Source organism: Burkholderia metallica, assembly GCF_902832845.1.
Classification (GTDB): Bacteria; Pseudomonadota; Gammaproteobacteria; order Burkholderiales; family Burkholderiaceae; genus Burkholderia; species Burkholderia metallica.
The window spans coordinates 18,917-30,306 of the sequence record NZ_CADFDB010000003.1; the positions used below are offsets into that span (position 1 = coordinate 18,917).

The 11,390-nt window shown below is 65.0% G+C and carries 10 protein-coding genes and 1 other RNA gene; 4 read left to right on the plus strand and 7 right to left on the minus strand.

The genetic code is table 11. The annotated features are described in order from the left end of the window. Positions 1 to 43 precede the first annotated feature (43 nt). The 4 genes from pheA to gyrA all read right to left on the minus strand — a co-directional run bounded on the left by pheA (position 44) and on the right by gyrA (position 5,702). Entirely contained in the window at positions 44 to 1,126 is a 1,083-nt protein-coding gene (gene pheA, locus HWX08_RS10205) for a prephenate dehydratase (protein ID WP_069256084.1), read from the minus strand. A gap of 33 nt (positions 1,127 to 1,159) precedes the next feature. After that, positions 1,160 to 2,242 carry a 3-phosphoserine/phosphohydroxythreonine transaminase gene (serC, locus tag HWX08_RS10210; protein WP_174922219.1) on the minus strand — a complete coding sequence of 361 codons (1,083 nt, stop codon included), beginning with the start codon at positions 2,240 to 2,242 and terminating at the stop codon, positions 1,160 to 1,162. 155 nt (positions 2,243 to 2,397) lie between these two features. Continuing rightward, positions 2,398 to 2,997 carry a DUF2059 domain-containing protein gene (locus HWX08_RS10215; RefSeq protein WP_006486966.1) on the minus strand — a complete coding sequence of 200 codons (600 nt, stop codon included), beginning with the start codon at positions 2,995 to 2,997 and terminating at the stop codon, positions 2,398 to 2,400. A gap of 83 nt (positions 2,998 to 3,080) precedes the next feature. Next, entirely contained in the window at positions 3,081 to 5,702 is a 2,622-nt protein-coding gene (gene gyrA, locus HWX08_RS10220) for a DNA gyrase subunit A (protein WP_069256082.1), read from the minus strand. Between the two features lie 539 nt (positions 5,703 to 6,241). Between gyrA and ompA the strand changes: the two genes are divergently transcribed. The 4 genes from ompA (at position 6,242) to ssrA (ending at position 8,879) form a co-directional block, all read left to right on the plus strand. Then, positions 6,242 to 6,910: an outer membrane protein OmpA gene (gene ompA / locus HWX08_RS10225; RefSeq protein ID WP_069256081.1), complete on the plus strand. Its 669-nt coding sequence runs from the start codon at positions 6,242 to 6,244 to the stop codon at positions 6,908 to 6,910. Positions 6,911 to 7,066: 156 nt separating this feature from the next. Continuing rightward, on the plus strand, positions 7,067 to 7,765 hold the full coding sequence (gene ubiG / locus HWX08_RS10230) for a bifunctional 2-polyprenyl-6-hydroxyphenol methylase/3-demethylubiquinol 3-O-methyltransferase UbiG (RefSeq protein WP_174922220.1): 699 nt from the start codon (positions 7,067 to 7,069) through the stop codon (positions 7,763 to 7,765). Between the two features lie 13 nt (positions 7,766 to 7,778). Further along, the gene (gph, locus tag HWX08_RS10235) at positions 7,779 to 8,492 is read left to right on the plus strand and encodes a phosphoglycolate phosphatase (RefSeq protein ID WP_174922221.1); all 714 of its coding nucleotides are present in this window, start codon (positions 7,779 to 7,781) and stop codon (positions 8,490 to 8,492) included. 17 nt (positions 8,493 to 8,509) lie between these two features. Next, positions 8,510 to 8,879: a transfer-messenger RNA gene (ssrA, locus tag HWX08_RS10240) on the plus strand. 273 nt (positions 8,880 to 9,152) lie between these two features. On the opposite strand, the gene HWX08_RS10245 is transcribed toward ssrA, so the two are convergent. The 3 genes from HWX08_RS10245 to HWX08_RS10255 all read right to left on the minus strand — a co-directional run bounded on the left by HWX08_RS10245 (position 9,153) and on the right by HWX08_RS10255 (position 11,368). Then, positions 9,153 to 9,506, minus strand: coding sequence for a DUF4148 domain-containing protein (locus HWX08_RS10245; protein WP_069256078.1), 354 nt, complete (start codon positions 9,504 to 9,506; stop codon positions 9,153 to 9,155). 384 nt (positions 9,507 to 9,890) lie between these two features. Then, on the minus strand, positions 9,891 to 10,160 hold the full coding sequence (locus tag HWX08_RS10250; RefSeq protein WP_069256077.1) for a hypothetical protein: 270 nt from the start codon (positions 10,158 to 10,160) through the stop codon (positions 9,891 to 9,893). A gap of 101 nt (positions 10,161 to 10,261) precedes the next feature. Continuing rightward, entirely contained in the window at positions 10,262 to 11,368 is a 1,107-nt protein-coding gene (locus HWX08_RS10255) for a substrate-binding domain-containing protein (protein WP_174922222.1), read from the minus strand. Positions 11,369 to 11,390: the final 22 nt, after the last annotated feature.

The following is an 11,390-nucleotide window of genomic DNA, read 5'->3' on the forward strand; positions in this document are numbered from 1 at the left end:
GTGGCCGCAACGCCTGCTCGAACAGGCGACGGGCCGCCGCGCATCAGCGTGCGCGTGGATACGAACCGAGTATCTTCAGGAACGCGGCCTTCTGGCCGAGCTCCGCGAGCGCGGCCGCCACCGCCGCATCGTCCCGGTGCCCTTCGATGTCGATGTAGAAGTAATACTCCCACGTGCCGACGCGCGCCGGACGCGACTCGAAGCGCGTCATCGACACGCCGTGCCGCGCGAGCGGCTCGAGCAGCTTGAACACGGCGCCCGGCTCGTTCTTCACCGACACGATCAGCGACGTCTGGTCGTGACCGCTTTGCCCGGCCGGCTGCTTGCCGACGATCACGAAGCGCGTGCGGTTGTGCGGATCGTCCTGGATCATCGAGAACGCGATCTGCAGCCCGTAGTGCGCGGCCGCGCGGTCGCCCGCGATCGCGGCGACGGTCGGGTCGGCCGCCGCGAGACGCGCGGCCTCCGCATTGCTCGACACCGCCTGCCGCTCGAGCTGCGGCGCATTCGCCGCGAGCCATTGCTGGCATTGCGCAAGCGCCTGCGCGTGCGCGCAGACGCGCTTCACGCCGTCGAGCGTGCCGTTCTGCGTGAGCAAGTTGTGATGGATCGGCAGCGCGAGCTCGCCGCTGATCAGCAGTTGCGTCTGCAGCAGCAGGTCGAGCGTGCGCGACACGGCGCCCTCGGTCGAATTCTCGACCGGCGCGATGCCGAACGCAGACGCACCGGCCTCGACCGAGCGGAACACTTCATCGATCGACGGGCACGGCAGCCCTTCGATCGACTGGCCGAAATACTCGAACATCGCCTGTTCGCTGTACGTGCCGACCGGCCCGAGGAACGCGACGTGGATCGTCTGTTCGAGCGCGCGGCTCGCTGCCATGATCTCGCGCCAGATGGCGCTGATGTGCTCGCCCGCAAGCGGCCCCGCGCTCATGTCCTGCAGCCGCGCGATCACCTGCAGCTCGCGCTCCGGCCGGAACACCGGCGCGTTGAAATGCTTCTTGACCTCGCCCACCTCCAGCGCCACCGCGGCGCGCTGGTTCAGGAGCGCGATCAGCTGCGCGTCGATCGCGTCGATGCGGTCGCGCAGCGGTTTCAGGCGGGAATTCAGTTCGTCGTCCATGCGTTTTGCCGTGCTGTTTGAGCAGCGCCGCCGTCAGGCGCCCTGCTGCTCGAAGTCCTTCATGTACTCGACGAGCGCTTTCACGCCCTCGAGCGGCACCGCGTTGTAGATCGACGCCCGCATGCCGCCGACGGACTTGTGGCCCTTCAGCTGCAGCAGCCCGCGCGCCTTTGCGCCGGCAAGGAAGTCTTCGTTGCGCGTTTCGTCGGCCAGGAAAAACGGCACGTTCATCCGCGAACGTGCTGCCGGGTCGACCTTGTTCAGATAGAAGCTGCTCGCGTCGATCGTGTCGTAGAGCAGCTTCGCCTTTTCGATATTGCGGGCCTCGATCGCTTCGAGACCACCCTGCCGCTTCAGCCACTGGAACACCAGCCCCGCGATGTAGATCGCGTAGGTGGGCGGCGTGTTGTACAGCGAATTGTTCGCGGCGATCGTCTTCCACTCGAACGCGGACGGACAGATCGACAGCGCGCGGTCGAGCAGATCCTCGCGCACGATCACGAGCGTCACGCCGGCCATCCCGATGTTCTTCTGCGCGCCGCCGAACAGCACGCCGTACTTCGCGACGTCCATCGGACGCGACAGGATGTGCGACGAGACATCCGCGACCAGCGGGATGTCGCCGAGATCGGGGATCTCGAACGTCTCGACGCCGTCGATCGTCTCGTTGGTGCACAGATGCACGTAGGCCGGATCGTCCGACAACTGCCATTCGGCGCGCGCGGGCGCGCGGGTGAAGCCGTCTTCCGTCTTGCCGCTCGCGGCGAGATGCGGCGTGCCGTATTTCTTCGCTTCGCCGAACGATTTCTGCGACCACGATCCCGTCACGACGAAGTCGGCCGTCTTGCGCGATCCGAGCAGGTTCATCGGCACGATCGCGTTTTCCGCGATACCGCCGCCCTGCAGGAACAGGACCCGGTGGCTGGCCGGCACGCCGAGCAGCTCGCGCAGGTCGGTCAGCGCGGCCTCGTGGATCGACATGAATTCCTTGCCGCGATGGCTCATCTCCATCACGCTCATGCCGCTGCCGTGCCAGTCGAGCATTTCGTCGGCGGCCTGCCGCAGCACTTCCTCGGGCATCGCAGCAGGGCCGGCGGAGAAATTAAAGACGCGCATCGTGAAAACCTCGGGAGGGACGCGACCGGCTTGCCGCCGGCAGAACGCGCCAGAAAGAAAAAGGCCGCTTGCGCTCGCGCGCAAACGGCCATTATCGCACTGTCGTCAGGCTCCCGCCAAACCCGGCCGCACGGCCGGGGGCGTGCCCGACCGGCTTACTTGCCCGGCTTGACTGCTGCGACTTCCTTGTCAGCCTGCGTGCGCGTTGCCTGGATCGCTTGCGGCATGTACTTCTGCATCAGGCCGTTGACCACATCGCGGCCGACCTGATCCTGAACCTGGATGAACTTGCGGCCCGTCGGGCTCTTGTAGAACGTCGTCAGATCCTTGATTTCCGACGTGCTGTAGTACTTCGCGTACGCGTCGTACTGAGCCGACATCGCGTCGCTCTGGAACTGCTGCGTGCCGAACACCTTGCCTGCGCCGTCGACCAGCTTCGGCACCGCGTTCTTCTGCAGCGTCGGAACGGCAGCCTGCTTCTGCTTGTCGTTCAGCGTCTTGTTTTCCGACAGCGCGTCCGACAGGATTGCCGGGACGAGCTGCTTGGCCTGCATTTCGGCGCTGTTGCCGATTGCCGACACGAGCTTCGGCGCGTCGATCGCGTCGAGCAGATCCTTGATCGCAGCCTTCTTGTCGGCGTCGATCGGCGCAGCTGCCGCCGGAGCTGCCGGTGCGGAATTCGACAGCGCTTGCGCCATCGCGAACGTCGGCACCAGTGCAGCCAGCAGAACCAGTTGCTTGAATTGCTTTTGCATCATCACTCCCTTTTGGAAATATGAATGGTTGCTCACCGGCCGCGGCGCTTCGCGCCCGCGGCGGCCAGAGTCTCATCCGTTCTTCAGGCTTCGCCGTCCGACGCCTCGTCGGCCTCGCCATCGCCCTCTTCGGCTTCCGCAATCTCTTCGGCTTCCGCGATCTGCTGCAGGCCGGAGAGCTTGGTACCCTCATCGAGACTGATGAGTGTAACACCTTGCGTAGCACGTCCCATCTCGCGAATCTCCGACACGCGGGTGCGAATCAACACGCCGGCCGTCGTGATCAGCATGATCTGATCTTCGGCGTCGACGAGCGTGGCAGCCACCACCTTGCCGTTACGCTCGGACGTCTGGATCGCGATCATACCCTTCGTGCCGCGGCCATGGCGCGTGTACTCGGTAATCGGCGTGCGCTTGCCGTAGCCGTTCTCGGTCGCGGTGAGCACCGTCTGCTCTTCGCTGCCCGCCACCAGCATCGCGATGACCTGCTGCCCGTCCTCGAGCTGCATGCCGCGCACGCCGCGCGCCTCGCGACCCATCGGACGGACGTCGTTCTCGTCGAAGCGCACGGCCTTGCCGGAATCCGAGAACAGCATCACGTCGTGCGCGCCGTCGGTGATCGACGCCCCGATCAGGTAGTCGCCTTCGTCGAGACCGACCGCGATGATGCCCTTCTTCATCGGACGGCTGAATGCCTCGAGCGGCGTCTTCTTCACGGTGCCGAGCGACGTCGCCATGAAGATGAACTTGTCCGCCGAGAATTCCTTCACCGGCAGCACGACGTTGATCTTCTCGCCTTCCTGCAGCGGGAACATGTTGACGATCGGGCGGCCGCGCGAGTTGCGCGAGCCCTGCGGCACTTCATAGACCTTGACCCAGTACACGCGGCCACGGTTCGAGAAGCACAGGATGTAGTCGTGCGTGTTCGCGATGAACAGCGTCTCGATCCAGTCGTCTTCCTTCATCTGCGTCGCCTGCTTGCCGCGACCGCCGCGCTTCTGCGCGCGATATTCGGACAGCGGCTGCGACTTCACGTAGCCCGCATGCGACATCGTGACGACCATGTCCTGCGGCGTGATCAGATCCTCGGTGTTCAGCTCGGTGGCGTTCAGCTCGATCTTCGAGCGGCGCGCGTCGCCGAATTCGGCCTTCACCGAGGTCAGCTCGTCGCCGATCATCGTCGTGATCCGCTCGGGGCGCGCGAGGATGTCCAGCAGGTCGGCGATCTGGGCCATCACGTCGCGGTACTCGCCGATGATCTTGTCCTGCTCGAGACCGGTCAGGCGCTGCAGACGCATCTGCAGGATTTCCTGCGCCTGCGTGTCGGACAGGCGGTACAGCCCGTCGCTCTGCATGCCGAATGCCGGGTTCAGGCCTTCCGGACGGTACGCGGAGCGGCCGCCGGCCGCCGCGTTCTCGCTTTCGGCGCGCGTGAGCATCTCGCGCACCAGCGACGAATCCCACGGCTTCGCCATCAACTCCGCTTTCGCGATCGGCGGCGTCGGCGCGGCCTTGATGATCGCGATGAACTCGTCGATGTTCGCGAGCGCGACCGCGAGACCTTCGAGCACGTGGCCGCGTTCGCGGGCCTTGCGCAGTTCGTAGATCGTGCGGCGCGTCAGCACTTCGCGTCGATGCGACAGGAAGCACTGCAGGATTTCCTTCAGGTTCAGCAGCTTCGGCTGGCCGTCGACGAGCGCGACCATGTTCATGCCGAACGTGTCCTGGAGCTGCGTCGCCTTGTACAGGTTGTTCAGCACCACTTCCGGCACTTCGCCGCGCTTCAGTTCGATCACGACACGCATGCCGCTCTTGTCGGACTCGTCGCGGATGTCGGAGATGCCTTCGAGCTTCTTCTCGTTGACGAGCTCGGCGATCCGCTCGAGCAGCGAGCGCTTGTTCACCTGGTACGGCAGCTCGTCGACGATGATCGCCATCCGCTGGCCGCGGTCGATCTCCTCGAAGTGCGTGGCCGCGCGCATCACGACGCGGCCACGGCCGGTGCGATAGCCGTCGCGCACGCCGGCGACGCCGTAGATGATGCCGGCCGTCGGGAAGTCGGGCGCCGGGATGATCTCGATCAGCTCGTCGATCGTCGCTTCCGGGTTGGCCAGCAGGTGCTGGCACGCGTCGACGACTTCGTTCAGGTTGTGCGGCGGGATGTTGGTCGCCATGCCGACCGCGATGCCCGACGAGCCGTTGATCAGCAGGTTCGGGATGCGCGACGGCAAGACCGACGGCTGCATTTCGTTGCCGTCGTAGTTCGGCTCGAAATCGACCGTTTCCTTGTCGATGTCGGCAAGCAGCTCGTGACCGATCTTCGCCATGCGAATTTCGGTGTAGCGCATTGCCGCGGCATTGTCGCCGTCGATCGAGCCGAAGTTGCCCTGCCCGTCGATCAGCATGTAGCGCAGCGAGAAATCCTGCGCCATCCGCACGATCGTGTCGTAGACCGCGGTGTCGCCGTGAGGATGGTACTTACCGATCACGTCACCGACGATACGCGCCGATTTCTTGTACGCGCGGTTCCAGTCGTTGTTCAGTTCGTGCATCGCGAACAATACGCGCCGGTGCACGGGCTTCAGGCCATCGCGGACATCCGGGAGGGCACGTCCGACGATCACGCTCATCGCGTAATCGAGATACGAACGGCGCATTTCCTCCTCTAGGGAGGTGGGCAGGGTCTCTTTGGCGAATTGATCCATGTATCCGTATCGTTTCGGAGCGAAGACGGCGAACGCCTTTCGCGTGGGCGCTGCATGCGCAACGCAACGCGAGATTCTAACATGCGCCCATCAGCCGCCAATTCGCGTCCCCCGCTATATATAAATAGCGAAACTCGCGGCGGCGGCGATCCGGCCGGAATCGCGTGCCGCAATGGCACCCGACCCGGCATTTCGGGCGATGGCTCGCCGCCGTTTCTCGCGCACGAGTAAACAACTGCATGGATCGACGCAATTTCGCCGCCACACTCTTGACAATCTCTAAAAGTTACGGCACGCCGGTGTTGCGCATGCACCACAAACGTTGAGGCGATCTTAGGGTGGGGAGGATTTTTTTTCGTAGGAAGGGAACGATATGGCAAAATGCCAACGCACTGAAAGTTAGACGCTGCTCGAAGTCTACACAGAGCGGTGCCGCGTTTTTGTGCCGCACCAATGTTATACTTCGAGCAATGTATGACTTGTCACCGTCAACAGGCTCGCAGTAAACCTGCGGTAATCTCAATTTCGAGAGGAGAAATATGAATAAACTTTCAAAGCTCGCGTTCATTGCAGCTACCGCAGTTATGGCTGCATCCGCTTCGGCACAGTCGGTGCCGGCGTCGCGTCAAGCCGTCAATGACAACTGGGTGAACGGCACGGGCGAATGGGTGTGGATGAACGGCACGAACGAGCTCTGCTGGCGCGATGCGTTCTGGACGCCGGCCACCGCCAACGCGAAGTGCGATGGCGCACTGGTCGCCCAGGCACCGCAGCCGCCGGTCGCTCCGGTCGCTCCGGTCATCTCGAGCCAGAAGATCACGTATCAAGCTGACGCACTGTTCGACTTCGACAAGGCAACGCTCAAGCCGCTGGGCAAGCAGAAGCTGGACGAGCTGGCAGCGAAGATCCAAGGCATGAACACGGAAGTGGTCGTCGCAACGGGCTACACGGACCGCATCGGTTCGGACAAGTACAACGACCGTCTGTCGCTGCGCCGCGCACAAGCCGTCAAGTCGTACCTGGTCAGCAAGGGTGTGCCGGCCAACAAGATCTACACGGAAGGCAAGGGCAAGCGCAACCCGGTTACGACTGGTTGCAACCAGAAGAACCGCAAGCAACTCATCGCCTGCCTCGCACCGGATCGCCGCGTGGAAGTCGAAGTGGTTGGTACGCAGCAAGTCGAGAAGACGACCGTTCCGGCAAACTAAGCCACGGTTTTCGACTCCTTCAAAGCCCCGCTCCGGCGGGGCTTTTTCTTTGACGCCCGTCCAGAGGCGCTCGCCGCTTCGCCGCTCGTCCGCTTCTTATATACTCGGGGCTGACGAACCGCAGCACCGCCCTCCTCCCGTAGCCCGTTTGCCGACATGACCAACGCCGATCCGCACGAACTCCAGAAATTCAGCGACCTCGCCCATCGGTGGTGGGATCCGAACGCCGAATTCAAGCCGCTTCACGACCTGAACCCGGTCCGGCTCGGCTGGATCGATGCGCATGCGCACCTCGCCGGCAAGCGCGCACTCGACATCGGCTGCGGCGGCGGCATCCTGTCCGAATCGATGGCCGCGCTCGGCGCCCAGGTGAAAGGCATCGACCTGTCGACCGAAGCGCTCGGCGTCGCCGACCTGCACAGCCTCGAAAGCGGCATCTCGGTCGACTATGAAGCCATTGCCGCCGAAGCGATCGCCGCGCGCGAACCGGGCTCCTACGACGTCGTCACGTGCATGGAAATGCTCGAACACGTGCCATCGCCCGGCGATATCGTCGCCGCATGCGCGACGCTCGTGAAGCCGGGCGGCTGGGTGTTCTTCTCGACGCTGAACCGCAACCTGAAGGCCTACCTGTTCGCCGTGATCGGCGCGGAGTACATCGCGCAAATGCTGCCGAAGGGCACGCACGACTACGCGCGCTTCATCCGCCCGTCGGAGCTGGCCGGCTTCGTGCGCGCGACGGATCTGCACATCATGGAGATCAAAGGCATCACGTATCACCCGCTCGGCAAGCGCTTCGCGCTGTCGAACGACACCGACATCAACTACCTCGTCGCGTGCCGCCGCGGCGCGTGACCTTCCGACCGGCATGACGACTTCCCTTTCCATCGCGCCGGCCGCAGACGAACCGCGCCTGCTGCACTGCGATGCCGTACTGTTCGACCTGGACGGCACGCTCGCCGACACCGCGCCCGATCTCGCGGCGGCCGTCAACAAGATGCAGCGTGAGCGCGGCCTGCCCGAAACGTCGCTCGACGTGCTGCGGCCGCTGGCCTCGGCCGGGGCGCGCGGCCTGCTCGGCGGTGCGTTCGGCATCGATCCGCACACCCCCGGTTACGACGCGATGCGCGACGAGTTCCTGGCCAACTACGCGACGGACCTCTGCGTGCATACGACACTGTTCCCCGGCATCGGCGACGTGCTCGACGAACTCGATGCGCGCGGCGTGCGCTGGGGCATCGTCACGAACAAGGCGATGCGGCTCACCGCGCCGCTCGTCGACCTGCTCGGCCTCGCGCCGCGCGCCGCCTGCGTGGTCGGAGGCGACACCACGCCGCACCCGAAGCCGCACCCGGCCCCGCTGCTGCATGCGGCCGACCAGTTGACGGTCGCGCCTGCGCGTATCGTCTACGTCGGCGACGACCTGCGCGACATTCAGGCCGGCAGCGCGGCCGGCATGGCGACGGTCGCGGCTGCGTACGGCTATTGCGGCGACGGCGTCGCACCCGCCGACTGGCAGGCGCAGCACCTCGTCGACACGACGCAGGAACTGCGCGAACTGCTGCGCGATGTTGGGCTATAATGCTAGATCTTATCCGCGGGGGCGACCTGGTTTCGACAGGGGTTGTGAAGCGGCTAGGGCATGTCGAGGACCCGTCACCTCGTTAATCAATGGGAAAATCGTAACCGCAAACGACGATACGTTCGCACTGGCAGCCTAAGGGCCGCCGTCCTCTGCCTAGTTCACTGACGGGCTAGTGTCGCAAGACCGGTAGCAATACCGCCAGAGGTCATTTACGTCAGTTAAGCCCTGTCGGCGTCGCGACGCCAGGGTCGAAAATCTAGCGAATCGCCGTCGTGCAGCGTGTTCGTCCGCGTCGCTGCGGTTAAATCAAATGACTGAACTAAACATGTAGAACTAGTCGTGGAGCGCTTCTGGACGCGGGTTCGATTCCCGCCGCCTCCACCAAATTCCGCGCTCGTCGCACGAACCCCGCATGACGCAAGTCTGCGGGGTTTTTTGTTGCCGGCGAAACCCGCACGCCGCTCTCCTTTCGAAAAAGCGCCCAGCCACGGACGGGCCGGGCGGAATGCCACCGGTATGCCGGCGACAGGAGGTGACGGACGTTCTACCGCGCCCGCGCGACACCGATCGCGCCGGGCAGCGGTCAGCCCCGGCGCCGCACCGCAGGGCGCGACGCGTCGTCGCACCCCACTTCACGCACACCGGGCAATGCACGGCTTAGCTGCCGCGATACAGCGACTTCATTTCTTCGGCGCTGGCCGGGCGCACGCCCATCGCGCGCGAGCCCGATGCCGACGCGCCCTGTGCCTGCGCGCCGTAGCCGCTGGCATCGGCACCTTGCGCTTGCGCCAGTGCGCTGCGCTGTTGCTCTGCAACACGCGCCGTGGCGGCCTGGATCGCTTCCGGATAATGCGGATCTTCGCCGCGAGCGGAGTTGTAACCGGCCTGCTGCAACTGGACCAGTTCGGCACGGACCTGCGCGCGGGTGAGCGCCGAGCCCGACTGGGCGAACGACACGACCGGGGCAACGAGCGCGGCGGCAACGACAACGGCTTGAACGAGCGACTTCATGATGACCTACCTCCAGATTTGTCTGTGTTCGCGGTGAACACCTTGTTCATCGCTGACAATCCGAAGTTTATGTAGGCGGATGCTTAAGAATAAGGCAGGTTTCTGGAAGACATTCTTCCTGATTTACGGGTTAACCCTAGTCTTCGGTCAGGCCAATGAGGTACGCGCGCCGGGCATCATCCGGCATCGAATCGCATGAAGATTCGCCGGAAAGCAAAAGCCCCGCGAAGCGGCAGCGCTTCGCGGGGCTCTGACAGCAGGCGGAAATCGCACCGGCTTCCTGCCGTTGCCGGTCAGCCGGCGGGCCCGGTACATGCATCGCGCAACGCCCGCCGGTCGAACCGATGCCACACGACCTTCGTGCGGACGCGCCCGTCAGCCCGGTTACTGGCTATCCAGCGGACACTTCAGGTTGCAACCGCTCGGATCGCCCAGGTCGCCCTTGCGGCGCAACGCCGACTTCTTGCCGCTCTGGTATTTCTGCGACGGCGTCGACGCCGCGAACGGCATCTGTGGATGTTCGTTCAGGCGAAACTGGTCGCTCAGGATCCCGCCGGGCACCCCGGGGGAATTCTGCGCGAGTGCGAACGGCGATACGGCGACCAGCAGCCCCGCGGTCAACGCTGCCGCGGCGAGGGGAACGGAAAATTTCATGGCGGGATGACGCTTGAACGGCGCGCTTGTTGGAACGTTGATCAAGCGGCAAGCGTAGCGCAAATCCCCCGCTGCTGCATCGCGGCTCGACCGCCCCCGCGTTACCGGGAATTGCCGTCCGGCACGCCCGCGCCGTCGCCGCCGGCCAAGCCCGTCGCGATGCTCGTCAGCGTGCCGCACGCGGCCGGATCGTAGCCGTCGAGATGCGCGACGCGCTCGACGAAGCGCGCGTCGCGCAGCAGCGCCAGGACGCCGGCAAGCGGTCCCACGTCGAGTCGCGCGCGTTCGCATGCGAAGTAATAGTCCTCGTCGACGACCGGGATGAAATCGAGCCCGAAATGACGGGCGGCAGGCTCGACACCGAAGCCGAGATCGGCCATCCCGCTCGCGACGAATGCCGCGATCGCCGAATGCGTGAGTTCGGCCGACGCGTAGCCGTCGATGCGCTCGGGGTCGATGCCGATCGCGCGCAGCGCGAGATCCAGCAGCATGCGTGTGCCCGACCCCGGCTGGCGGTTGACGAAGCGGATGTCGCAGCGCGCGAGATCCGCGAGCCCGCGAACCTGCTTCGGGTTGCCGCGCGGGACGAACAGCCCCTGCTGGCGCCGCGTCAGATGGATCAGCACGTGGCGCGTATCGTCGAGCCAGGGCCGGTAGATCTGCGCGCACTGCGCGCGAAACGCGCCGCGCGGCAGATGGAACCCGGCCAGCTCGCACTCGCCGCGGGCCAGCGCCTGCACGGCCTCGACGCTCTCGCGGTACTTGATGTCGACGGCCGCCTGCGCGTCGACGAGCGCGGACACGAGCGTCGCGACCGCGTAGCCGTGCGACGCATGGATGCGCACGGCGCCATCGCGCTGCGCGAGCCGCCGATTCAGGTCGCTCGAGACTTCCGCCGCCAGCGTGCGCAGGTTTCCGTCGAGCCGGTTGCGCGCGAGACGCTGCGCATCGACGACCGCCTGCCCGAGTGCCGACAGCGTCGAACCCTTGCCGCGTGCGGTTTCGATCAGCTCCCCGCCGATGCACGCCTCCAGTGCCCGCAGCATGCCCCACGCGTGCCGGTAGGACAGCCCTTTCGCCTGGGCGGCCTGCGCAATGCTGCCCGTGTCGGCCACGAGTTCCAGCAAGGGCGCGACGTCCGATAGGCTCGCCGCACGGCCTTCCGTGTCGCGTACGGTCAGATACGCGTCGCATTCGATTCGAATCAATTATGCACTCCGATTTCCTATT